The organism is Ruegeria sp. CDSB013 (assembly GCF_059611165.1).
Genome location: NZ_JBXWPA010000007.1, coordinates 62735 through 86840, shown reverse-complemented (window position 1 = coordinate 86840; position 24106 = coordinate 62735). Strand labels below are relative to the sequence as shown.

The 24106-nt window shown below is 56.6% G+C and carries 26 protein-coding genes; 15 read left to right on the top strand and 11 right to left on the bottom strand.

Features of this window, described 5'->3' with window-relative positions:
* Window positions 1-118: 118 nt before the first annotated feature.
* Together AC2FJF_RS13390 and deoD are read left to right on the top strand one after the other, a co-directional pair.
* Window positions 119-433, top strand: a complete 315-nt coding sequence (locus tag AC2FJF_RS13390) for an H-NS histone family protein (RefSeq protein WP_496725841.1) — start codon at window positions 119-121, stop codon at window positions 431-433.
* 24 nt (window positions 434-457) lie between these two features.
* On the top strand, window positions 458-1168 hold the full coding sequence (gene deoD / locus AC2FJF_RS13385; RefSeq protein WP_496725840.1) for a purine-nucleoside phosphorylase: 711 nt from the start codon (window positions 458-460) through the stop codon (window positions 1166-1168).
* 554 nt (window positions 1169-1722) lie between these two features.
* On the opposite strand, the gene AC2FJF_RS13380 is transcribed toward deoD, so the two are convergent.
* Window positions 1723-2502: a succinate dehydrogenase iron-sulfur subunit gene (locus AC2FJF_RS13380; RefSeq protein ID WP_496698778.1), complete on the bottom strand. Its 780-nt coding sequence runs from the start codon at window positions 2500-2502 to the stop codon at window positions 1723-1725.
* A 163-nt stretch (window positions 2503-2665) separates the two neighbouring features.
* Here AC2FJF_RS13380 and AC2FJF_RS13375 point away from each other — a divergent pair, with 163 nt between their 5' ends.
* Window positions 2666-3721 (top strand): glycosyltransferase family 4 protein, encoded by a 1056-nt coding sequence (locus tag AC2FJF_RS13375; RefSeq protein WP_496725839.1) that lies wholly within the window; start codon window positions 2666-2668, stop codon window positions 3719-3721.
* Between the two features lie 36 nt (window positions 3722-3757).
* Here AC2FJF_RS13375 and AC2FJF_RS13370 read toward each other — a convergent pair whose 3' ends face one another.
* The 9 genes from AC2FJF_RS13370 to AC2FJF_RS13330 all read right to left on the bottom strand — a co-directional run bounded on the left by AC2FJF_RS13370 (window position 3758) and on the right by AC2FJF_RS13330 (window position 10552).
* Window positions 3758-3988, bottom strand: coding sequence for a hypothetical protein (locus tag AC2FJF_RS13370; protein ID WP_496725838.1), 231 nt, complete (start codon window positions 3986-3988; stop codon window positions 3758-3760).
* A gap of 379 nt (window positions 3989-4367) precedes the next feature.
* Entirely contained in the window at window positions 4368-6176 is a 1809-nt protein-coding gene (sdhA, locus tag AC2FJF_RS13365; RefSeq protein ID WP_496725837.1) for a succinate dehydrogenase flavoprotein subunit, read from the bottom strand.
* A 24-nt stretch (window positions 6177-6200) separates the two neighbouring features.
* A complete protein-coding gene (sdhD, locus tag AC2FJF_RS13360; RefSeq protein ID WP_170562777.1) occupies window positions 6201-6572 on the bottom strand; it encodes a succinate dehydrogenase, hydrophobic membrane anchor protein in 372 nt (123 codons plus the stop codon).
* Between the two features lie 11 nt (window positions 6573-6583).
* Complete coding sequence (gene sdhC, locus AC2FJF_RS13355; RefSeq protein WP_058278905.1) at window positions 6584-6967, bottom strand: succinate dehydrogenase, cytochrome b556 subunit; 384 nt, start codon at window positions 6965-6967, stop codon at window positions 6584-6586.
* Between the two features lie 199 nt (window positions 6968-7166).
* Window positions 7167-7829, bottom strand: a complete 663-nt coding sequence (locus AC2FJF_RS13350) for a DUF1194 domain-containing protein (RefSeq protein ID WP_496725836.1) — start codon at window positions 7827-7829, stop codon at window positions 7167-7169.
* Between the two features lie 57 nt (window positions 7830-7886).
* Entirely contained in the window at window positions 7887-8915 is a 1029-nt protein-coding gene (locus AC2FJF_RS13345; protein ID WP_496725835.1) for a MaoC family dehydratase, read from the bottom strand.
* A complete protein-coding gene (locus AC2FJF_RS13340) occupies window positions 8915-9121 on the bottom strand; it encodes a DUF1737 domain-containing protein (protein ID WP_496725834.1) in 207 nt (68 codons plus the stop codon). Before AC2FJF_RS13340 ends, AC2FJF_RS13345 begins: the two co-directional genes overlap by 1 nt.
* 12 nt (window positions 9122-9133) lie before the next feature.
* Window positions 9134-9688, bottom strand: coding sequence for an NnrU family protein (locus AC2FJF_RS13335; RefSeq protein WP_496725833.1), 555 nt, complete (start codon window positions 9686-9688; stop codon window positions 9134-9136).
* A gap of 6 nt (window positions 9689-9694) precedes the next feature.
* Window positions 9695-10552, bottom strand: coding sequence for an HpcH/HpaI aldolase/citrate lyase family protein (locus AC2FJF_RS13330; protein WP_496725832.1), 858 nt, complete (start codon window positions 10550-10552; stop codon window positions 9695-9697).
* A gap of 170 nt (window positions 10553-10722) precedes the next feature.
* Here AC2FJF_RS13330 and AC2FJF_RS13325 point away from each other — a divergent pair, with 170 nt between their 5' ends.
* Complete coding sequence (locus AC2FJF_RS13325) at window positions 10723-11022, top strand: hypothetical protein (RefSeq protein WP_496725831.1); 300 nt, start codon at window positions 10723-10725, stop codon at window positions 11020-11022.
* Here AC2FJF_RS13325 and AC2FJF_RS13320 read toward each other — a convergent pair whose 3' ends face one another.
* Entirely contained in the window at window positions 11023-11778 is a 756-nt protein-coding gene (locus AC2FJF_RS13320; protein WP_496725969.1) for a sulfite exporter TauE/SafE family protein, read from the bottom strand.
* Between the two features lie 160 nt (window positions 11779-11938).
* On the opposite strand from AC2FJF_RS13320, the gene mdh reads away from it, so the two are divergent.
* From mdh to lpdA, 11 genes are all read left to right on the top strand, one after another.
* Window positions 11939-12901, top strand: coding sequence for a malate dehydrogenase (gene mdh, locus AC2FJF_RS13315; RefSeq protein ID WP_058273532.1), 963 nt, complete (start codon window positions 11939-11941; stop codon window positions 12899-12901).
* Between the two features lie 363 nt (window positions 12902-13264).
* Window positions 13265-14458: an ADP-forming succinate--CoA ligase subunit beta gene (gene sucC, locus AC2FJF_RS13310; RefSeq protein WP_058273533.1), complete on the top strand. Its 1194-nt coding sequence runs from the start codon at window positions 13265-13267 to the stop codon at window positions 14456-14458.
* Between the two features lie 45 nt (window positions 14459-14503).
* Window positions 14504-15169, top strand: a complete 666-nt coding sequence (locus AC2FJF_RS13305) for a class I SAM-dependent methyltransferase (protein WP_496725830.1) — start codon at window positions 14504-14506, stop codon at window positions 15167-15169.
* A gap of 77 nt (window positions 15170-15246) precedes the next feature.
* Window positions 15247-16128: a succinate--CoA ligase subunit alpha gene (gene sucD / locus AC2FJF_RS13300; protein ID WP_496725829.1), complete on the top strand. Its 882-nt coding sequence runs from the start codon at window positions 15247-15249 to the stop codon at window positions 16126-16128.
* A gap of 3 nt (window positions 16129-16131) precedes the next feature.
* Window positions 16132-16833 carry a hypothetical protein gene (locus AC2FJF_RS13295; RefSeq protein ID WP_496725828.1) on the top strand — a complete coding sequence of 234 codons (702 nt, stop codon included), beginning with the start codon at window positions 16132-16134 and terminating at the stop codon, window positions 16831-16833.
* A 34-nt stretch (window positions 16834-16867) separates the two neighbouring features.
* Window positions 16868-17410, top strand: coding sequence for a DUF805 domain-containing protein (locus tag AC2FJF_RS13290; protein WP_496725827.1), 543 nt, complete (start codon window positions 16868-16870; stop codon window positions 17408-17410).
* Entirely contained in the window at window positions 17407-20364 is a 2958-nt protein-coding gene (locus tag AC2FJF_RS13285) for a 2-oxoglutarate dehydrogenase E1 component (RefSeq protein WP_496725826.1), read from the top strand. Before AC2FJF_RS13290 ends, AC2FJF_RS13285 begins: the two co-directional genes overlap by 4 nt.
* Before the next feature lie 3 nt (window positions 20365-20367).
* Window positions 20368-21879, top strand: coding sequence for a 2-oxoglutarate dehydrogenase complex dihydrolipoyllysine-residue succinyltransferase (gene odhB, locus AC2FJF_RS13280; protein ID WP_496725825.1), 1512 nt, complete (start codon window positions 20368-20370; stop codon window positions 21877-21879).
* 2 nt (window positions 21880-21881) lie between these two features.
* Complete coding sequence (locus tag AC2FJF_RS13275; RefSeq protein ID WP_496725824.1) at window positions 21882-22151, top strand: hypothetical protein; 270 nt, start codon at window positions 21882-21884, stop codon at window positions 22149-22151.
* A gap of 82 nt (window positions 22152-22233) precedes the next feature.
* A complete protein-coding gene (locus AC2FJF_RS13270; RefSeq protein ID WP_496725823.1) occupies window positions 22234-22623 on the top strand; it encodes an MAPEG family protein in 390 nt (129 codons plus the stop codon).
* A gap of 89 nt (window positions 22624-22712) precedes the next feature.
* On the top strand, window positions 22713-24101 hold the full coding sequence (gene lpdA, locus AC2FJF_RS13265; protein WP_496725822.1) for a dihydrolipoyl dehydrogenase: 1389 nt from the start codon (window positions 22713-22715) through the stop codon (window positions 24099-24101).
* Window positions 24102-24106 lie beyond the last annotated feature (5 nt).

The following is a 24106-nucleotide window of genomic DNA, read 5'->3' as shown; positions in this document are numbered from 1 at the left end:
TCAATTTGAACTGATCCTGTTTCTATCCCTGAATAAAAGGGGATAGATAATCCTTTTCTTTGGAATTACGGTGTGCCATCGGTGACGCCGTTAATGACTATTTCCTAGGAGAGGGTGAATGTCGGGGACAAATCTGGAAAATATGTCGCGCAAGGATCTACTTGAATTGCGCGATCAGGTGGAAAAGGCGCTTATTGGCGCAGAAAAACGCGAACGCAAAGAAGCGCTGAAAGCGGCGGAAAAAGCCGCAGCTGAATTCGGGTTCTCTTTGTCGGAACTGTCAAAAGACAATCCGACATCTGGAAAAGCCACAAAAGCGAAATACAAAAACCCCGCCAATCCAGAACAAACATGGTCGGGTCGTGGTCGAAAGCCGCAATGGATTCATGACGCATTGAATTCCGGCGCAGATATTTCGGATCTGGAAGTCTAATTTCTAATTGGAACGTACCCCAAAATGACAATTCATATTGGAGCCGAAAAAGGCGATATTGCAGAAACGGTTCTTTTGCCTGGCGATCCCTATCGTGCAAAATGGGCGGCTGAAACGTTCCTGGACGACGTGAAGAAAGTCAATGACGTGCGCGGCATGTTGGGCTTTACGGGACGCTGGAAAGATAATCCTGTCACCATTCAAGGTAGCGGCATGGGCATGCCATCCTTGTCGATATACGTCAACGAACTGATCCGGGACTATGGTGCCAAAACGCTGATCCGTATCGGCTCTTGCGGGGGCATGCAGGACAGTGTGAATGTCCGCGATGTGATCCTGGCGATGACCTCGACCACGCTTAGCACACCGTCACGCGGCATCATGAAAGAGCTCAATTTCGCACCCTGTGCTGATTGGGGGCTGCTTCAGGCGGCGGCTCAGGCGGCTGCGGCCAAAGGCACGCCAACCCATATCGGCGGCATCTATTCGTCGGACGTTTTCTATGACGAACGCCCAGATCTGAACGAACAGATGGTACGGCACGGTATTCTCGGGGTCGAGATGGAAGCTGCGGAGCTGTACATTCTGGCCGCGCGGCACAATTGCCGCGCATTGGCTGTTCTAACCGTTTCCGATCACTTGCTGACCGGCGAATCTTTGCCCTCAGCTGAACGCGAAAGCAGTTTTGGCGATATGGTTGAAGTCGCACTGCAGGCGGCATTCCCGGCAGCATAAATGCAAAAACGTAGGGTGGGAAGCCGCCCTGCTATTGACCCTTCAGACATTGAGTTGGCGCGTCGCTGCCCTGCTGCTGCGCGCCACAGAATGCACACACCCAAACGCCTTCTTTGCGGTGCTGCCGCCAGCGGCAGTCCCGGCTCAGGGACGAGGCGCGCGAGCGCCACAGAAAATAGGCAAATACTCCGCCTGCCAAGACAAGAAGCAAAATGGGCATGACCAATGCATGACCCATTTTGAGTGCCGGCCGCAAGCCTGACGTCGACTTAGGCTGCGTTTGCGTATTCGAAAAGCTCAGGTTCGTGCATTTCTTCCACCTCTACAGGCTCGGGCGTGTAGTAGGCCCACGCTTGATTTAGAAGCTCCAGAGCTTCAACAGCGCTCGTTTTGGATTGTTGTCTTTGATTTTGCATCGGAGCGGTCCCGTTTTCGGTTTCATCACTCCTCCCTGATCACAAAGATAGTCTGGATCAGGGACCATCGCATTACACAAATCTGCAACTGCGACATGCACTTACCGCAAGGCGGCAAGTGCATGATTTCCATACGCTTTAAACTGCGCGATCAACCATCATCTTTTTGATTTCGGCAATCGCCTTGGCCGGGTTCAAACCCTTCGGACAGGTCTTGGCGCAATTCATAATCGTGTGGCAACGATACAGTTTGAACGGATCTTCCAACTCATCCAATCGTTCACCGGTGGCTTCGTCACGGCTGTCGATGATCCAGCGATACGCATGCAAAAGCGCAGCGGGCCCAAGGTAGCGATCGCCGTTCCACCAATAGCTGGGGCACGAGGTCGAGCAGCTGGCGCACATTACGCATTCATACAGCCCATCCAGTTTCTTGCGATCTTCGATGGATTGCTTCCACTCTTTCGCAGGACGGTTGGTCTTGGTTTCCAGCCACGGCATGATGCTTGCATGCTGCGCATAGAAATGCGTCAGGTCAGGGATCAGGTCCTTGACGACAGGCATATGCGGCAGCGGATAAATTTTAACATCACCCTTGATTTCATCCATGCCGTAGATACAGGCCAGCGTGTTGATCCCGTCGATATTCATCGCGCAGGAACCGCAGATACCTTCGCGGCAGGATCGGCGGAAGGTCAAGGTTGGGTCGATTTCGTTCTTGATCTTGATCAGCGCGTCCAGAACCATCGGGCCGCAGTTGTCCATATCGACAAAATAGGTGTCTACACGTGGATTTTGACCGTCATCCGGGTTCCAGCGATAGATCTGAAACTTACGAACATTGGCCGCGCCTTCAGGCTTCGGCCAAGTTTTACCTGTGGTAATCCGAGAGTTCTTTGGCAGGGTGAGTTGTACCATTTCCGACCTCGCTAAAATCCTGCGTATAGATATACTCGGCAGGCCGGAAAGCCAACCTTTTAACCTTGAAAACACCCAAGAAAATTGGGCAAGTTCACTACAAAATTCCCGCGGTGCACATGGATCGTGCCGCCAAAGAAACGAGTTGAGTTCAGGACAGTGAATGCCGATTAATGTCGTCAACATACCCTACGGCAATAAGAACCCTTACCAGAACATGCTGTATTCGGCCTGCAAGCCAGAGTTCTGCTTGATTGCTTCCAGAAGCGCTCCTTTGTCCGCGTTTGCAAAGGCTGATTTTCAACCCGATCAAAGCATCATTCATATACATTGGGACGACCGGTTGTTCCCCACGCCGGAAACGGAAGAGCAGGCTTCTGATTTTCGGGCCACCTGTGACGGCATGAGACAGTATCAGGCCAATGGCGGGAGATTGATCTGGACCATTCACAATCAGTTTGCGCATTCCGAAGGTTTCAAGACAGATTATTTCCGCAATATCCGCCAGGAATTGGCGGATATTGTCGACCTAGTTCACGTTCACACGCCCCATGCCCGGCAACATATGATTGATGATTATGGCACTGACCCGGAAAAACTGCGTCTCATTCCGCATCCGAGCTATCTTGGTGTTTACGAACCGGCAGAGCAAACGTTGAAACGCCCCCTTCCTCTGCGCGAGCGTACCCATTTCTTAAGCTTTGGAACAATGCGAGGCAGCCGTGAATTGGGGCGGTTGGGAGATGCCGCAAAAAAATTGACTAGTCGCGGGCACGACTTTCAGGTGTCAGTCGTCGGGCGTGTGTATCCGTCCGGCCGCCGCCTGATGCGCCGCTTGCGGTCAAACCGCAATACTACGGTTATGCCTGAACGAATTCCCGATTCCGAAATAGCCCAAGTGTTTTCAAATGCGCATGCATACATGCTGCCGTCGACGACCACTTTTACCTCGGGAACGGCGATGCTCGCGCAGACCTTTGGCTTGCCGATTATCGGCCCCGACATTGATGCGCACAAGCATACAACACCAGAGGCCTGTCATGATTTGCTCTATCCCGCGCAAAACCCAAGAGGCTTGATCCGCATGATGATGCGTGTTCTCAGCATGTCCGATGAGGAGTTGGCCAAAAAACGTCAGGCCTGTCTCGACTTTGCGGTTGAACGCAGCCCGCACCGAATATCCGGCGACCTGAAACGTGCGCTGTCTGAGCTGACCTAGATGCGGTCACCCGTTACACGATACCCGTCGTACGCGTCAAAAACCTGATTTCATCCAAACCTGGCGCGTCTTTCTGGTAAAAGTCATGAAGAATGTTTCGTGCTCACCTTCGGTGGGCACGCGCCGAATAAATCCGCTGTTCTCGCGATCGATGACCCAGCTTTCAATGCCGTTTTCATACAACAAACGCGCATAACACACATCCACGAATTTCTGGCTGGTTTCCACGTACTCGTAGGGCGCAATGTTGCGGCCAAGCGCAACCAATGCCCCTGTTCACAGTTGGTCCACACGCTGCATGTTTTGTAACGGCTGGCCAAACTTAATTGGTGTTCTTTGATGAACGTTTTCCGGAGCCGTACTGGAATAAGTGGTCCCATGCGTGCCGATGACCACTTTGTCCGCGTCGTGGTTTTCTAGGCATTTGACCATGCGCTGAACATAATCATCGCTTTAGCTCAAATCGTCGTCGCCCAAAAACGGGCAGTTAGACAACCTAAATTTTGCAAGCATTTAATGGCAGGCTGGCTGACCCACAATAAAGGGCCGCAGACATCATGTCAGCGACCCTTTCTATTCTTCGTTTCACTAATCCGCCGCATGTGCCGTCCGATTAGCGAGCCATTTTAAGGCGGGGTCCGCTTGATCAGAACGTCCGCGCTTTGGGCGCGATTTTCTTCAGGCTGATGCCGCCTTCGGCTTCGGTTGTCAGCGGATCGGCAATGACCGGACGATAGCTGAGATCAACCTGGTTGCCATCAACACGCGACACCGTATGAACGCGCCAATTCTCATCATCACGCTCGGTGAAATCTTCATGCGCGTGCGCGCCGCGAGATTCCTTACGCGCCTCGGCGCCGACAATCGTGGCCAACGCACTTGGCATCAGGTTGGTCAGCTCCAGCGTTTCCATCAGGTCGCTGTTCCAGACCAGCGAGCGGTCGCTGACTTTCAGGTCGTCCATCTTGGCGGCGATCGCCGTCATCTTGTCGACGCCCTCGGCCATGGTTTTTGCTGTCCGGAAGACCGCTGCGTCTTCCTGCATGGTCTTCTGCATCTCAAGACGCAGATCGGCGGTAGCGATTGCACCGCTGGCATTACGTACCGCGTCAAAGCGGTCGAACGCCTTATCGACTGACGCCTGATTCAGCACCGGGTTTGGTGCCTCGGCATCCACTACCTTGCCCGCTTTGATTGCAGCAGCGCGGCCAAAGACCACGAGGTCGATCAGTGAGTTCGAGCCCAAACGGTTCGCCCCGTGGACCGAGGCACAGCCCGCTTCTCCCACAGCCATCAATCCGGGGACAACGCCTGTCGGGTTGTCTGCGGTCGGATTCAGAACCTCACCCCAATAGTTGGTTGGAATGCCGCCCATGTTGTAGTGCACGGTCGGCAGAACCGGGATCGGCTCCTTGGTGACGTCTACGCCCGCAAAAACGCGCGCCGATTCCGAAATACCTGGCAGACGTTCGGCCAGCGCCTCGGCCGGCAGGTGGCTGAGGTTCAGGTGAATGTGGTCGCCACCGTCACCATGGCCACGACCTTCGCGGATCTCCATTGTCATCGACCGCGAGACGTAATCGCGAGGTGCGAGGTCCTTGTACTGGGGCGCATAACGCTCCATGAACCGTTCGCCTTCGGAGTTGGTTAGGTAACCGCCCTCACCACGCGCGCCTTCGGTGATCAGACAGCCAGAACCGTAAATGCCGGTCGGGTGGAACTGAACAAACTCCATGTCCTGCAGGGCCAGCCCTGCGCGGGCCACCATGCCGCCACCGTCACCGGTGCAGGTGTGGGCCGAGGTCGCGCTGAAATAGGCGCGGCCATAGCCGCCGGTTGCCAGAACAACCATCTTGGCGTTGAAGACGTGCATCGTGCCGTCGTCCAACTTCCAGCAGACGACACCCTGACACTGCCCGTCTTCGGACATGATCAGGTCGATGGCGAAGTATTCGATATAGAACTCGGCGTTGTTCTTGAGGCTTTGACCATAGAGCGTGTGCAGGATCGCGTGACCGGTCCGGTCCGCAGCAGCACAGGTCCGCTGCACGGCAGGACCTTCGCCGAATTCGGTGGTGTGACCACCGAACGGGCGTTGGTAGATCTTGCCCTCTTCAGTACGGCTGAACGGAACACCGTAGTGTTCCAGCTCATACACGGCCTTAGGTGCCTCACGCGCAAGGTATTCCATTGCATCGGTGTCACCCAGCCAGTCCGAGCCTTTGACGGTGTCGTACATATGCCACTGCCAGTGGTCCGGGCCCATATTGGACAGAGATGCGGCGATCCCGCCCTGCGCGGCAACCGTGTGCGAGCGTGTCGGAAACACCTTCGTGACACATGCCGTGCGCAGACCTTGTTCTGCCATGCCCAGCGTGGCGCGCAGACCAGCGCCGCCAGCGCCGACAACAACCACGTCATATTCGTGTGTTTCGTATTCGTATGCAGCTGTCATTTGATTATTTCCTTACCGCGCGTTTCACAGAGCCAGCTTGATCAGGGCAAACAGCCCGGCAGCTATCAATGTGTAGCCAAACGCCGCGACGGCCATGAGGCTCAGCTTTTCTGCGACACCATGGACGTAGTCTTCGATCGCAACCTGCGTCTCACGTACCAGATGGATGATTACGACGACCAAAGTCAGGCCAGTTACAATCGCCGGGAATGGGCGGCTGTAGTAGGTCAGAACCTCTTCGTATGATCTGCCCAAGCCGCTTGCGAAGACAAAAACGAAAAGTGGCACCAGAACGACCAGAGCGGCCGAGCTGACCATCATCTGCCAATGATGATGCGTACCTTCGCCTCCGGCACCGGTACCCTGCGCGCGTTTGCGGTCAGTGAGGTAATTCATGGCCAATCTCCTTAAACCGCAATTGCCGTGATGAAGGCGAGGATGGTGGCCAACACCAGCATGCCGATCCCCATCTTTTCGGAGATACCGACATCTACGCAATACCCCAGATCCCAGATCACGTGACGCAGACGACCCAGCATGTGATAGAAGATCGCCCAGGTCGCAGCGAACATCACCAGATCACCCAGCCAGCTTCTCATCAGCCCATCGATGAAGTTGAATGCCGTTTCGGATGTTGCCGCCGCCAGGAACCACCAGACGACAAAGAATGCGATCGCTAGCGACGCAATACCCGTGATGCGCACAAGGATCGATGTCATCGAAGTCAGTTGGGGGCGGTAGATCGTGAGGTGAGGTGAAAGAGGGCGGTTGCCCCGATTTACATCGGCCATGTTGGCTCCTTTACGGTTGGCTTCCGAAGGTTTTACTGTTTTTTGCGGTTCTGTCACGTGCTGCAGATGCAAAAAAGTTCACAATTGGCGCAAAATGACGGATATTTGCATTATGTGATCACACAAAATAAGCTCGTGATCACAAAAGTTTTCCATCCTTTATGATGTTAGCGCCTACAGACCCGATTCTGTTGTGTGGCTATTTCAGATCAGCGGTTTGCTGGGTCACCTCGCGCAGCAGTTTCTTACGAATCCGCTCGGGATAATCAGCAAACCCTGAGGCTGAGACGACAAACGCCCCCTCGCCCACGATCACATTTTCAAAGAAATACGCGGTCAGATCCGGTTCGCTTTCTTCGATTGCAATCGCGTTCACCGTCACACCGCGTGTCCGCAGAATTCTGTGTACGTCCGCTGGTTCGACCCCCTCGTTCGACACCCCATCGCCAGAGATATCGATCAGGTGGCGTTTGCAATCCGACACCATATCAAAATAGGACATGGTCGATTCCAGCGCCTCGCCAATTGCGGTGGAAAAGTTGCGCCAGACCCTTGGATCGTTGGCCACTTTTACAGCAAACTGATCAATTGCCTCGAAACTGTCGATATGTGTCCACGGAACGGTGACCATCTGACGAGAGGACCCTGTCCACTGCACCAGCATCACGCGGGCTTTCCCGCGCACCAAGGCCTCGGACACGATCGGGTCACGCAAACCGGCTGCTAGGCCATCCATTTGTATTCGATACTCAGTCGAATCGACCGACCCCGAGACGTCTACAGCGAGTGCCAATGCCAAATCGCAAGCATATGCAGGTGGCGTCAGACAGACGCAGGCAGCTATTGTGCGAAGTAAGGTCATGACCACAGCCTAACACGATTGGTGCTGGCTGCGATCAAATGAATGTCACCACGAGTATCAGATCGGCATCAAAGCCCAGTAATCCAGATCAAGCAGGACATTGGGCAGATAACGACCGTCTTCGTTTTTCAACTCAAACGGCGCGCCGCCCTTGGTTGCGACCAACCGTAGGCGCACGGCGCCGACGCCCGGAATGGCAGTTTCCGCCTTGTCCAGAACTTCGGACCAGGCCTTGATCGTGTCGCCCGCAAAACAGGGGTTAGCGTGCGCGCCACCGTTCAGGCCAACGATCATCTGTGCATTAGCCAGCCCGTTGAACGACAGGGTCCGCGCCATGGAAATCACGTGACCGCCATAGATCAGCCGCCCTTCGGGGCGGAAGGTCAGATCGAAATGCACCTTGGCGGTGTTCTGCCACAGGCGGGTCGCCAGCATATGTTCGGCCTCTTCGACCGTGACGCCATCGACGTGATCGATTTTCTCGCCAATCTCATAGTCGCCCCAGCGATGCGCCTCACCAGCCTGAGCGAAATCGTACTGAGAGAAATCAAGGCCCTCGGGCGCGATCAGATCCTTCGCGTCCAGCGCCTTTTTCAGTTCCGGCACCACAGTCTCGGGTGCGGGCGCATCCAGATCCGATTTCCGCACCATGACCCAGCGCACATATTCGATGACTACTTCATCGCGCTGGTTCAGGCCGCGCGTTCTCACCCAGACGACGCCTGTTTTACCGTTCGAGTTCTGTTTGAGACCGATCACCTCGGATTCCGAACGCAGCGTATCGCCGGAATAGACCGGCTTTAACCAGCGCCCCTCGGCATAGCCCAGATTGGCCACGGCATTAAGCGAGATATCGGGGACAGTCTTGCCAAACACGACATGAAACGCCGCCAGATCATCAATGGGACTTTGCGGCAGACCACAATTCCGGGCGAATTCGTCCGAGGAATACAGCGCATGCCGCGCCGGATAGAGCGCATGGTACAGCGCCCTCTCGCCATTGGTCACCGTGCGCGGCACGGCATGGTGCAACACCTGACCGATGGAATAGTCCTCGAAAAAGCGGCCCGGATTGGTTTTTGCCATTATTGCTGTCCCAGTTTCATGTCAGGTGAATAGTCGGCCTCGACCTCTTTGGTCACGGCCTGCGCGCAGCGCATCATGCGGCTGTTATCGTCATAGGCATAGGACGGGTCGCCATACAGATCCCACCCTTTTGCCAATGCGTCTGATACTTTGTGGCAGAAGGCGGATGTGTCTTCTTCGGTCAACAAACGATAGAGTTTTGCCATGATGTCAGATCCTTACGAGGCGAACGGTGACGGACCAACCAGCCCGTGAATGTATCCGATGATTCCCATCAGCACGATCGAGGCCACAAAGAACATCGCGTCCTTGCCATAGGTGCCGGGTTCACCGGGCGTCCAGTCAGGTTCAGACTTGTTGATCACGATCACCTCAACCACAGCCCAGGCCAACAATCCGCCAAACAGGATGATCGAGGCCAGATCTCCATTCACCAGCAAATGCGCAAAAGCCCACAGCTTGAACCCGCCAAGCATCGGATGGCGGAGCTTGTTCAGAAGACGGCCCTTGGTTCCGGCGGGGCTCAACATGAAGATCGCGATCAACACCAGCAGGTTGTTGATGTGAATCATAAAGGCAGGCGGGGCCCAAACATAGATGAAGTCGGTCATGCGATAACCGAAGATCATCAGCAAGATCGACGCGACCAGAGCTAGCGCAACCGCGCCCTTGCCAGCGTCGCCCATTGCGGCGCGCCGCGCCGGCATCACACGTTTGAACAGATGAGCGGCCCACCATAGTGCCACGCCGAGAATCAGAAGAACAAAGCCCATGCTGGCTTACCCCGCTTGCAAAGCTGTAATCGCCTCCGCTTTTGCCAGAATTTCGCGGGCAGTTACAACGTGCAGATTTTCCACGATCTTGCCATCGACCACGGCAACGCCCTGCCCTTGTGCCTCGACCTCTTCAAAGGCGGCAATCTGGCGGCGGGCCAGATCAATCTCGGTCTCGGACGGTGCATAGGCTGCGTTGGTGACATCGACCTGCGCGGGGTGGATCAATGTCTTGCCGTCAAAGCCCATGTCTCGGCCTTGCGCACATTCGGTGGCCAGACCTTCGGCGTCCTTGAATGCGTTATAGACACCGTCAACAATGATCAGCCCCTCGGCCTTGGCGGCCAGCAGGCACAGACCCAGCGAAGTCATCAGCGGCAGGCGGTCCGGGCGGAAGCGGGTTTGCAGTTCTTTCGCAAGATCGTTAGTGCCCATGACAAACCCGGCCATCAATGGATGAGCGGCGATCTCGGCCGCGTTCAGCATCCCGCGTGGGGTTTCCATCATCGCCCAGATTGGCAGGTCACCGGTAATCGCGGCCAGCGCGTCCACATCGGCAGCCGAATTCACCTTGGGCAGCAGGACCACATCGGCATCCATTTCACGCACGGCCTCTGCGTCTGCACGGCCCCATTCGGTATCCAGACCGTTGATGCGCACGATTTTGACCCGTTCGCCATAGCCGCCCGCGGCCAGAGCCGCCTTAAGCGTTTCGCGTGCATTGCCCTTCTCATCGGCAGACACCGCGTCTTCAAGATCAAAAATGATCGCGTCCACAGGCAAAGTGCGTGCCTTGTCCAGCGCCCGGTCTTTCGAACCGGGGATATATAGAACAGAGCGATAGGGGCGCTGGCGCGGGTCCATTGGCTTCTCCGGAAGAAATAAAGTTGCGCGGAATGGGGCATTTTTTTTCGGAAAGTTCAAGCGCAAAATCGCCGCATCGCAGCATTCGCGACGCAACGTGCGTTCCTTTAACCGGATTTCGGTCCAACGGCGGCACCCTGACCGGCAAATGAAATCGAAAAGGGTCGAACATGCACAAGACACTGCTGAAGATGACGATGGGCCTCGGAATCATGGTTTTGGCTGCACAACAGGCCCACGCCCGCAACTGCGCCCCACGTGACGAGGTGATCAAACGGCTGACCGAAACTTACGGCGAAACGCGACAGGGGTTCGGCATCGCGCGTCAAGGCGCGGTGATGGAGCTCTTTGCGTCGGACCAAAGCGGCAGCTGGACGATCACTGTGACGCTGCCGGATGGCATGACCTGCCTTGTTGCCTCGGGTCAGGCTTATGAAATGACCGCCGAAGCCCTGCCGCCCAATGTCTGATCAGGTCAGCGCGTCCCAGATCAACTTACTGCCCGTGAGCGTCAGCAGAACGTAAGCAATGCCAAAAAACAGGCGCTCGGACAGCATGAAATGCGCCCGCACACCCAGCCACGCCCCAAGAATCGCGAACGGGGTAAGCAACAGATCAGCCCAAGCGGTGTGCCATGTGAAAAGGCCAAGATAGGCGTAAGGCACAAATTTCGTGATGTTAATAACCCAGAAGGCCAATACAGTGCTGGCCTGAAACTCGGTCTTCGACAGGCGTTGCGACAGCAGGTAAACGGCCGCAGGCGGGCCGCCCGCATGGCTGACAAAGCTGGTGAAGCCAGCAACCAGCCCAGCGAACAGTCCTGCGGGGGCAGGCAGTCTGTTTTTAAAGCCGCGCACCCAGCCTTTGGATTGACTGACGTGCCAAACGACAAAACCAATGGAAATCCCCCCGATCAGTAGGCGCAGCAGATCATCATCGGTGGCGCGATAAAGCCATGCGCCCAACGCCACGCCGGGCACGGCCCCAAGGATCAACAGACGCGAATCCGGCCAGCTCCATCGTTTCCAATAGGGTCCAAGAGTTGCAACATCGATCACCATAAGGATCGGCAACATCAAGGCCAGTGCCTGCCCCGGTTCCAAGATCAACGCCAGAATCGATGAAGACGCAAAGGCCACGCCTGAGCCGAAGCCACCCTTCGAAATACCCGCAAAGATCACAGCCGGGACTGCTACAACAAAAAACATCAGGTTCAATTCGAACATGCAGCGCCCCGGTTTCGGCCTGTATCCTTGGCCGTTTAGCGCAATCAGCCCAAGCAGTGCAAACGGTATGCGGTTGCATGCCGCGCCGCTGAACACTTGCGCGAAAGCCATTTAGCGACTAGCACAGCCGCGATTTCAATTCCGACCGGAGATTTTCCAAATGGCCAGACCCAAGATTGCGCTTATCGGCGCTGGGAACATCGGCGGCACGCTTGCGCACCTCGCAGCTGTCAAAGAACTGGGTGACGTTGTCCTGTTCGACATCGCAGACGGGCTGCCGCAGGGCAAAGCGCTCGACATCGCTGAATCCGGCCCTTCGGAAGGGTTCGACGCAGCCATGTCCGGCACCAGCGATTATGCCGATATCGCAGGCGCAGACGTCTGCATCGTCACCGCTGGCGTCGCCCGCAAACCCGGCATGAGCCGCGATGACCTGCTGGGCATCAACCTGAAAGTCATGAAGTCGGTTGGCGAAGGCATCGCAGCTCACGCACCCGACGCGTTCGTGATCTGCATCACCAACCCTCTGGACGCGATGGTCTGGGCTCTGCGCGAGTTCTCGGGCCTGCCCCACAACAAAGTCTGCGGCATGGCTGGCGTTCTGGACTCGGCTCGTTTCGCCCACTTCCTGTCGGAAGAGTTCAACGTTTCGATGCGCGACGTCACCGCGTTTGTTCTGGGCGGTCACGGCGACACCATGGTACCTTCGGTGCGTTATTCGACCGTTGCCGGTATCCCCCTGCCCGATCTGGTCGAGATGGGCTGGACCACGCAGGACAAGCTGGACGCCATCGTTCAGCGTACCCGTGACGGCGGCGCCGAGATCGTTGGCCTGCTGAAAACCGGTTCGGCCTACTACGCGCCCGCAACTTCGGCGATCGAAATGGCCGAAGCATACTTGAAAGACCAAAAACGCGTTCTGCCTTGCGCCGCATACTGCAGCGGTGAGCTGGGCGTCGACGGCCTGTATGTAGGCGTACCTACCGTGATCGGTGCCGGTGGCGTCGAACGGATCGTCGACATCAAGCTGAACGAAGACGAACAAGCCGGGTTCGACAATTCGGTCAACGCCGTCAAAGGCCTGATCGAAGCATGTAAGGGCATCGACAGCTCGCTGGCTTGATCCCTCTGCAGAGGTAATTCAGAACCCGGTTCACCATTGGTGAGCCGGGTTTTTCTTTGGACAATTACGGCACCATTGAATCGACATGTCACCGGCAAAGCTGACATGTAAACGTTTGAATCCGCCATCTCGGCGGACCTGCCAAGTTTAGCGCTAGCTGAATTCTCTCTTTATTCTAAAGGCCGTCATAGACGACGAATCAAACGGGTGACCTTCATTGCATTTTGTGATCACACCCAAAAAAACCGTGATCACAAATAATGAAAATCTTCGTGAAAAACTGCTTCCCTGTCAAAAAACCCTTTAAACTTGCCCCCTAGACACCCCTATAACGGTGTAACGCAGTCAGACAGGACAGTTTCGATGAACATTCACGAATATCAGGCCAAGGCGCTTCTTCGCAGCTATGGCGCTCCGGTCTCCGAAGGTCGCGCGGTTCTGCGCGCTGAGGAAGCCAAAACCGCAGCCGGTGAACTGGATGGCCCGCTGTGGGTTGTCAAAGCACAGATCCACGCGGGTGGCCGCGGCAAAGGCTCCTTCAAAGAGGCTGACGCCGGTGAAAAAGGCGGTGTTCGTCTGACCAAGTCGGTGGAAGAAGCATCCGAGGAAGCCAAGAAGATGCTGGGCCGTACGCTGGTCACGCATCAAACCGGCCCCGCGGGCAAGCAAGTCAACCGCATCTACATCGAAGCCGGTTCCGGCATCGAGCGTGAACTGTATCTGGCCCTGTTGGTGGATCGCCAGACAAGCCGCATCTCGTTTGTCTGCTCGACCGAAGGCGGAATGGACATCGAAGAGGTTGCCGCGGCAACGCCCGAGAAAATCCTGTCCTTCTCGGTCGATCCGGCAACAGGCTATCAGCCCTATCATGGCCGCCGCATCGCCTTCTCGCTGGGTTTGGAAGGCGCGCAGGTCAAACAGTGCGTCAAACTGATGAGCCAGCTGTACGCTGCCTTCGTCGAAAAGGACATGGAGATGCTGGAAATCAACCCGCTGATCGTGTCCGACAAGGGCGACCTCAAAGTGCTGGACGCCAAAGTCGGCTTTGACGGTAACGCGGTCTACCGCCATCCGGATATTGCCGAGCTGCGCGACACGACCGAGGAAGACCCCAAGGAATTGGAAGCCTCGAAATACGACCTGAACTACATCGCGCTGGATGGTGAGATCGGCTGTATGGTGAACGGTGCCGGTCTGGCGATGGCGACGATGGATATCATCAAGCTCTATGGTGCTGAACCGGCCAACTTCCTCGACGTGGGTGGCGGTGCCACCAAAGAGAAAGTGACCGAAGCGTTCAAGATCATCACTTCTGACCCGCAGGTTAAAGGCATCCTGGTCAACATCTTCGGCGGCATCATGCGCTGTGATGTCATCGCCGAAGGCGTTGTCGCCGCAGTGAAAGAGGTCGGCCTGCAGGTTCCGCTGGTCGTGCGTCTGGAAGGCACCAATGTCGAGAAGGGCAAAGAGATCATCAACACCTCTGGCCTGGACGTGATCGCAGCGGACAACCTGAAAGACGGTGCCGAGAAGATCGTGAAGGCGGTTAAAGGCTGAGTTAGATAAGCCGGTTCATTTCTCGGGATCCGAAGAAAGTGTGTGATGCGTAGCGGTGTTAGAAATGCGTTCGAGAGCAAGAGTTGGGCGGGGCGGAATGTCCCCCGCTCGGGCAATGGCTCAACGCTTGAGGCAACCGCGCCGCTTCGCCGGGCTCTTCCGGATATCTTTGAGCGGTACAAAGTGAAGACATTTCTTGACGCGCCCTGTGGTGACTGGACGTGGATGCAGGAAATGGACCTGACTGGTCTGAGTTACATTGGCGGAGATATATCTCTCGAGGTGGTTCAGTCCGTTCAAGAAAAACACGCAGCGCCGGGTCGCGAGTTTGTCCATCTGGATGTAACTTCCGACCCGTTGCCCCGGGTTGACATGATGATGTGCCGGGATTGCCTGTTTCACTTGAAATGGTGGCTGCGGTGGGCGTTCTTTGAGAACTTCGTCAGAAGCGAGACACCCTACTTGCTGACCACGATGCACTACGTCCCAATCAATGAACGGCTGAAGAACAACGCTGGGTTCAAAAGGTTCAACCCCTGCGTCGCGCCTTTCAATTTCTCCGATCCGATCGAAACGATTGAAGAGACTGGTGAGATCAACCTCGATCCTGAATTTCTTCAATCGACCGAAGGCAGAGATCAACGGTCGTTGGGGATTTGGTCCAGAGATCAGGTAATTGACGCATTGGACCGGCGGAAGAATAGCTCATGAAACAAAGACAACACGAATTGCGACACCGGTGAATTCACTCGTCGGCGCGCTTACACAAATCAAAATGGAGGCCTAGAATGGCAGTCCTCATCGACGAAAATACCAAAGTGATCTGTCAGGGCTTTACCGGCTCGCAGGGCACATTCCACTCTGAACAGGCCATCGCCTATGGCACCAAGATGGTCGGCGGCGTGACCCCCGGCAAAGGCGGGATGACCCATCTTGACCTGCCCGTGTTCAACTCAGTCCACGAAGCCAAACACGTGACCGAAGCCAACGCCTCGGTGATCTATGTTCCGCCGCCCTTCGCGGCTGACTCGATCCTCGAAGCGATTGATGCCGAGATGGAAGTGATCGTCTGCATCACCGAAGGTATCCCGGTTCTGGACATGATGAAGGTGAAGCGCGCACTGGAAGGCAGCAAGTCACGCCTGATTGGCCCGAACTGCCCCGGTGTCATCACGCCGGATGCTTGCAAGATCGGCATCATGCCCGGCCACATTCACAAACGCGGGAGCGTGGGTGTCGTTTCCCGCTCGGGTACGCTTACTTATGAAGCCGTGAAACAGACAACAGACGTAGGCCTGGGCCAGTCCACCTGTGTAGGCATCGGCGGCGACCCGATCAAAGGCACCGAGCATATCGACGTGCTGGAATGGTTCCTGGCCGATGACGAAACCGAGTCGATCATCATGATCGGTGAAATCGGTGGCTCGGCCGAGGAAGAAGCTGCGCAGTTCCTGGCGGATGAGGCCAAGAAGGGCCGAAAGAAGCCGACCGCCGGTTTCATCGCAGGCCGCACAGCCCCTCCGGGCCGCCGCATGGGCCACGCGGGCGCGATTGTCGCCGGTGGCAAAGGCGGTGCCGAGGACAAGATCGAAGCCATGCGCTCAGCCGGTATCGTTGTGGCGGAAAGCCCGGCAACGCTGGGTGAGGCCGTGCTGGAAGCGATTGGGTAAGGCATGACCCTCGACCGGCTCAGCATCCATTGGGGTTTGACCATTTGCATAGGTGCTGTCGTGAACTTCACGAGTCCAGCAGTTGCACAAACCGCCATTGAGCGTGCCGCATTCGCGTGCATGCAATTGGATGAAGAGTCGGCTTACGCCAAATTGCAACGTCTCGGCTGGCAACGATTAATGCCAGTCGAACTCTCGGCAGAAGAAAAAGAAGTGCTTTCGACCGAGCATTTCCTGTTTAAAGCCCAGAGACCTAATAACCCCCATAGGCAGCAATCCTTCGAAGAAACCGCCAAGATTGCGACTAAGCGCGTCGAGCAACAGATGGCTCGCAACGCTTCCGCTTCAGACTTTTCGGGTGGCGCTGTTTTGAGGAACCGTTCCACGCAAGATTTAGTTAGTGTGCAAACTGAAAACCATAGAAAGTTTGAAAGAACATCTTGCACCTTTTTCTATACGCAACAAACTTCGCCGGGTCTCTTCGCACATGTGCAACGAAATCTTAAGTCATCTGGCTTTGGGAACTCACTTGTGGCTCGGATTGGAGCTTGGGACAACTACAAAAATGGTATTGAGCAAAGCGTAGAAGTTTACCTTTGGGACACTGCGCGCATCAGCGTGGCACTCCAACGAGAGTTTCCCGGAGAACTCATGGTTGTAGCCTCGGTTTGGCAACATGCTGAAAACAAGAAGGGGGATGAATAATGTCTCTCGGTCTTGAGATCAGATTGGGACTGCTATGACCTTCTCTGACGCCATCCGCACCTGTTTCTCCAAGTTCTTCACCTTCTCGGGGCGTGCCTCACGGCCCGAATACTGGTTCTTTTTCCTGTTCATCGTGATCTGGAACATCATCGCCGGGATCATCGACTGGCAGTTCTTCACGCAAGTCTCGGTCAGCCAGACCGACGAGGTTAAAGCCGTCACCGCCACGTCCTCTGCGCCAGTACAAAGCATCGTTGGCCTGATCGTATTTTTCCCGCATCTGGCCGTCGCGTGGCGGCGGATGCATGATACCGGGCGCAGCGGGCTTTTTGCCTTGCTACCGATCCTGCTGATCCTCGGTGCCGGGGCGGTTCTGTTCTTCGGCATCGGCCTTGCCTCCAGTTTCCAGCATGGCGGCAATCTGGACATCCTGTTCACCCGCGCCACGTTGCTGGTCGTTATCCCGACACTGCTTGTTTTGTTTGTGTCGCCCCTCCTGGTTCTGTGGTGGCTGACCCGCCCCAGCCAGCCAGGCACCAATCAATACGGTCCCAACCCACATGAGGTAGCCCAATGACCGAACATACGCCCAACTCTGCCTTTCATGCCTCAAGCTTTATGCAGGGGCATAATGCCGAATATCTGGAGCAGCTATATGCCCAGTACACCAAGGACCCGAACGCGGTGGATGCTGCCTGGGTCGAGTTCTTCCGGCAGATGGGCGACGCCACACCGGACGTCCAGCGCGAGGCCGAAGGGCCGTCCTGGGCACGGACCGACTGGCCTCCGATGCCGGCGGACGATCTGACTGGTGCATTGACGGGCGAATGGGCCGAAATCGATGCCAAGGCGGCAGGCGACAAGATCAAGGACAAGGCCGAGGCCAAGGGCGTTCAGGTAAGCGAAGATCAGATCAAACGTGCGGTTCTGGACAGTCTTCGCGCCCTGATGCTGATCCGGGCCTATCGCATCCGGGGCCATCTAGCCGCTGAACTGGACCCGTTGGGCATGCGTGCCGCCAGCACTCACCCCGAGCTGGACCCAAAGACGTATGGCTTTACCGAAGCCGACATGGACCGCCCGATCTTTATCGACAACGTGCTGGGTTTGCAGATGGCCAGCATGCGCCAGATTGTCGAAATCGTGAAACGGACCTATTGCGGTACGTTCGCGCTGCAGTACATGCATATCTCAAATCCGGAAGAAGCCGCATGGCTGAAAGAGCGGATCGAAGGTTATGGCAAGGAAATCCAGTTCACCAAGGAAGGCCGAAAGGCGATCCTGAACAAAATGGTCGAGGCCGAAGGCTTCGAAAAGTTCCTGCACGTGAAATACATGGGCACCAAGCGGTTTGGTCTGGACGGAGGCGAGGCGTTGATCCCCGCGATGGAGCAGATCATCAAGCGCGGCGGTGCGCTGGGTGTCAGTGATATCGTGATCGGCATGCCTCACCGTGGCCGTCTGAACATCCTGGCCAACGTGATGCGCAAACCCTATCGCGCTATCTTCAACGAGTTTCAGGGCGGCAGCTTCAAACCCGAAGATGTCGACGGTTCCGGCGATGTGAAATATCACCTCGGCGCGTCCAGCGACCGTGAGTTCGATGGCAACAGCGTCCACCTGTCGCTGACGGCAAACCCGTCTCACCTTGAGGCGGTGAACCCGGTTGTTCTGGGCAAGGTCCGCGCCAAGCAGGATCAGTTGGGCGATGAAGATCGCACCAGGGTCATGGGTATCCTGTTGCACGGTGATGCGGCTTTTGCTGGTCAGGGTGTTGTGGCCGAAGGGTTCGGCCTGTCCGGCCTCAAGGGCCACAAGACCGGCGGTACGATGCATATCGTGGTGAACAATCAGATCGGCTTTACCACCGCACCACATTTCAGCCGTTCCAGCCCCTACCCCACAGATATCGCCCTTATGGTTGAGGCGCCGATCTTCCATGTAAACGGTGACGACCCCGAGGCTGTGACCCACGCTGCCAAAGTGGCGACCGAGTTCCGTCAGAAGTTCCACAAAGACGTTGTCATCGATATCTTCTGCTATCGCCGGTTCGGGCATAACGAGGGCGACGAGCCCATGTTCACCAACCCGATCATGTACAAGAAGATCAAGACCCATAAGACCACGCTGTCGCTGTACACCGAGCGTTTGGTCAAAGACGGCCTGATCCCCGAGGGCGAGATCGAGGATTTGAAGGCCGCCTTCCAGGCCCATCTGAATGATGAGTTCGAGGCGGGCAAGGACTATAAACCCAACAAGGCCGACTGGCTGGATGGGCGTTGGTCGCATCTGGACAAAAACAAAGAAGAATATGTCCGCGGCGACACCGCAATTAAACCAGAAACACTGGCCCAGATTGGCAACGCGCTGAGCCACGCGCCTGAAGATATCGCAGTGCACCGGACCGTCGCGCGTCTTCTGGATCACAAGAAACAGATGTTCGAAAGCGGCAAAGGATTTGACTGGGCCACGGGCGAGGCCCTGGCCTTCGGCTCGCTGCTGACCGAAGGCTATCCTGTCCGCCTGTCAGGGCAGGATGCGACACGCGGGACGTTCAGCCAGCGTCATTCGGGTTTTGTGCATCAGGAAACTGAAGAGCGGTACTATCCGCTGAACAACATTCGCGAAGGCCAGTCGAAATACGAAGTGATCGACTCGATGCTCAGCGAATATGCGGTTCTGGGTTTTGAATACGGGTTTTCGTTGGCCGAGCCGAATGCACTGACCCTGTGGGAGGCGCAGTTTGGCGACTTTGCTAACGGCGCGCAAATCATGTTCGACCAGTTCATCAGCTCGGGCGAAAGCAAGTGGTTGCGCATGTCCGGTCTGGTGTGCCTGTTGCCACACGGCTTCGAGGGTCAGGGGCCTGAACACTCGTCAGCGCGTCTGGAACGGTTCCTACAGATGTGCGGTCAGGACAATTGGATCGTGGCCAACTGCACGACCCCTGCAAACTATTTCCACATCCTGCGCCGTCAGCTGCACAGGACCTTCCGCAAGCCGCTGATCCTGGTGACGCCCAAATCGTTACTGCGCCACAAGCTGGCGGTCAGCACAGCAGAAGAGTTCACCACTGGTTCAAGCTTCCACCGCGTGTTGTGGGACGATGCACAGCACGGAAACTCGGAAACCAAATTGGTCAAGGACGACAAGGTCAAACGCGTGGTGATGTGTTCCGGCAAGGTCTACTACGACCTGCTGGAAGAACGCGATGCGCGCGGCATCGATGATGTCTACCTGATGCGGATTGAGCAGTTCTATCCCTTCCCAGCTCATTCGCTGATCAACGAGCTGGAGCGCTTTAAGGGTGCCGAAATGATCTGGTGTCAGGAAGAACCCAAGAACCAGGGTGCATGGACCTTTATCGAACCGAATATCGAATGGGTTCTGACCCGCATCGGCGCCAAGCACAGGCGGCCGCGTTATGTCGGCCGCGCCACATCGGCCTCGCCCGCGACGGGTCTGGCCAGCCAACACAAAGCCCAACAAGAAGCGCTGGTCGACGAAGCGCTGAGCATTGAAGGAAAATAATCGATGTCCATTGAAGTTCGAGTTCCCACGCTTGGCGAGTCGGTTACCGAAGCCACGGTTGCGACATGGTTCAAGAAACCCGGCGACGCCGTCGCGGTTGATGAAATGTTGTGTGAGTTGGAGACTGATAAGGTCACCGTCGAAGTCCCCTCTCCTGCCGCTGGCGTGATGGGCGAAATCGTCGCCGCCGAAGGTGAAACCGTTGGCGTTGACGCTCTGCTGGCCACCATCGCTGCAGGTGAAGGCGCAGCTCCTGCCCCGGTAGCCGCACCGGCCCCGGCGGCTGCGGCTGCTCCGGCGGCGTCTGGCGGCAGTGTTGACGTCATGGTGCCGACCTTGGGTGAATCCGTGACCGAAGCGACCGTTTCGACATGGTTCAAACAGGTCGGTGACAGCGTCGCGCAGGATGAGATGCTATGCGAGCTGGAAACAGACAAGGTCTCGGTCGAGGTTCCCGCCCCGGCTGCAGGCGTTCTGGCAGAAATCGTCGCCCCCGAAGGCGCGACAGTCGAAGCTTCGGCCAAACTGGCGGTGATTTCGGGCGCAGCGGCTGGAACTGCTGCTGCTCCGGCTCCTGCGGCGGCAGCCCCGGCTGCAGCAGCAAGCACCGGCAAGGACATCGCCAACGCGCCATCCGCTGAAAAAGCTATGGCAGAGGCCGGCTTGTCTGCGGATCAGGTCACCGGCACCGGTCGTGATGGCAGGATCATGAAAGAAGATGTCGCCCGCGCAGCAGCAACATCGGCTGCCCCAGCACCTGCGGCGGCTCCGGCCCCGGCACAAGCGCCACGGGCACCGGTTGCTGCGCAGGATGCAGCCCGTGAAGAGCGCGTGCGGATGACCCGCCTGCGCCAGACCATCGCCAAGCGTTTGAAGGATGCACAGAACACGGCTGCAATCCTGACCACCTTCAATGAGGTGGACATGACCGAGGTGATGGCCCTGCGCAACGAATACAAAGACCTGTTCCAGAAGAAACACGGTGTGAAGCTGGGCTTTATGTCCTTCTTCACCAAGGCGTGCTGCCACGCGCTGAAAGAGGTTCCCGAAGTCAACGCCGAGATTGACGGCACAGACATCGTCTACAAGAACTTCGTTCACATGGGCGTCGCCGCCGGTACGCCTCAGGGTCTGGTTGTTCCGGTCATCCGAGACGCCGACAGCATGTCCTTTGCCGATATCGAAAAGGCCATCGCCGAAAAGGGCAAGCGCGCCCGTGATGGCAAATTGTCCATGGCAGAGATGCAGGGCGGCACCTTCACCATCTCGAACGGTGGTGTCTATGGCTCGCTGATGTCTTCGCCGATCCTGAACCCGCCGCAATCGGGTATTCTGGGCATGCACAAGATACAGGACCGACCGATGGTCATCAATGGTGAGATCAAGATCCGCCCGATGATGTATCTGGCACTGTCCTATGACCACCGGATTGTTGACGGCAAGGGCGCGGTGACGTTCCTTGTACGTGTGAAAGAGGCGCTGGAAGACCCGCGCCGCCTGCTGATGGATCTGTAATCATGGCAACACATGTACTCTGGCAAGCTGACGTGGCCGACTTTGATGTCTGGCTGAAGGTGTTCGAAGAAGACAAACCGATGAGGGAGGCCGCGGGCATCCGCGACCTCCATATCTGGAAAGACCCTGATCGCAAGGACCACGCGGTCGCGTTGTTCGAGATCACCGATCTCGACCGAGCCCAGAGCTTCATCGAATCCGAAGAGCTGGCCATGCACCACGAACGTGGCGGCGTGGCGCATATCCAGACCAAGGTTCTGACACCTGTCTGACAGCATAAGGCAGCGCCCCTACCGGGGACGTGGCACAAACGGGTAACGCGATGACTTTCGACTGCTCAATGGGAACCGCTGGATGACCACGGAACTGACCGTCCTGACCCTCGCCGCACTGCTTTGGGTCGCGCAATTCGTGGCATATTTGGCGGCCGGGCACGGGAAGATTGACTTCGGTCACGCGATAGGCCCCCGGGATGTCCCCTTTGACAAACCCGGGGTTTCGGGACGGCTGCACCGCGCGCTGAGCAATCACACCGAAGGTTTGGTTCTGTTCGCAATTGCGGCGCTTGTCGTGACGGTTTCGGGCCAGTCGAACGGGCTCACTGCGGCCTGTAGCTGGATCTATTTGATCGCCCGCATCCTCTACGTCCCCGCCTACGCATTGGGTTGGACGCCTTGGCGAACTGTGATTTGGATTGTTGGCTTGTTGGCCAACACCGTAATGTTGCTGGCGGCTGTCTTTTGATTCAGTCGCTGGCGTGGATAAAGTAATGGGGAAACGCCCTGGCGCGCATACAAATGCCGCCATCCCCGTAATCGATAAGGACCTGACACATGGCAAATTATGACGTTATCGTAATCGGATCAGGCCCCGGCGGCTATGTTTGCGCCATCCGTTGCGCTCAGCTGGGCCTGAAGACTGCCTGCGTCGAAGGGCGTGAAACTCTGGGCGGCACGTGCCTGAACGTCGGCTGTATCCCCTCGAAGGCGCTGCTGCATGCCAGCCATCAACTTCATGAGGCCGAGCATAACTTTGCCAAGATGGGCCTGAAGGGCAAAAGCCCCTCGGTCGATTGGAAACAAATGCAGGGCTACAAGCAGGAAACGATCGACGGCAATACCAAGGGTATCGAGTTCCTGTTCAAGAAAAACAAGATCGACTGGTTGAAAGGCTGGGGCTCGATCCCTGCCGCGGGTCAGGTCAAAGTGGGTGATGAGGTTCACACCGCAAAGAACATCATCATCGCATCCGGGTCCGAACCGTCCTCTCTGCCCGGTGTCGAGGTGGACGAAAAGGTTGTGGTGACTTCGACCGGAGCTTTGTCCCTGAACAAGGTTCCAAAGAAGTTGGTGGTGATCGGCGCGGGCGTGATCGGGCTGGAACTGGGCTCGGTCTATCAGCGTCTGGGCGCTGAGGTGACTGTGGTCGAATTCCTAGATGCGATCACTCCCGGCATGGACCCTGAGGTGCAGAAGACCTTCCAGCGCATCTTAAAGAAACAAGGCCTGAAATTTGTCATGGGCGCGGCGGTCCAAAAGACCGAAGCCACCAAGACCAAGGCCAAAGTGACTTACAAGCTGCGCAAGGATGACAGCGAACATGTGATCGAAGCTGATACAGTTCTGGTCGCCACCGGGCGCAAACCGTACTCGGATGGTTTGGGTCTGGAAGCGTTGGGTGTTGAAATGACACCGCGTGGTCAGATCAAGGTGGGGGCCGATTGGCAGACAAACGTGCCGGGCATTTACGCCATCGGTGACGTAACAGAAGGCCCCATGCTGGCGCACAAAGCCGAAGATGAAGGTATGGCCGCAGCCGAGCAGGTTGCGGGCAAGCATGGGCACGTGAACTACGGCGTCATCCCGGGTGTGATCTACACATGGCCCGAGGTCGCAAATGTGGGCGAAACCGAAGAGACCCTGAAAGAACAGGGCCGCGCCTATAAAGTCGGCAAGTTTATGTTCATGGGCAACGGCCGCGCCAAGGCGAACTTAATGACCGATGGGTTTGTCAAAATCCTGGCCGACAAGGAAACTGATCGCATTCTGGGCTGCCACATCATCGGCCCGGGTGCGGGCGATCTGATTCATGAAGTCTGTGTGGCGATGGAGTTCGGCGCCTCGGCCGAAGATCTGGCCCTGACCTGCCACGCCCACCCAACTTATTCGGAAGCCGTGCGTGAGGCTGCGTTGGCCTGTGGCGACGGACCGATTCACAGTTAATATTA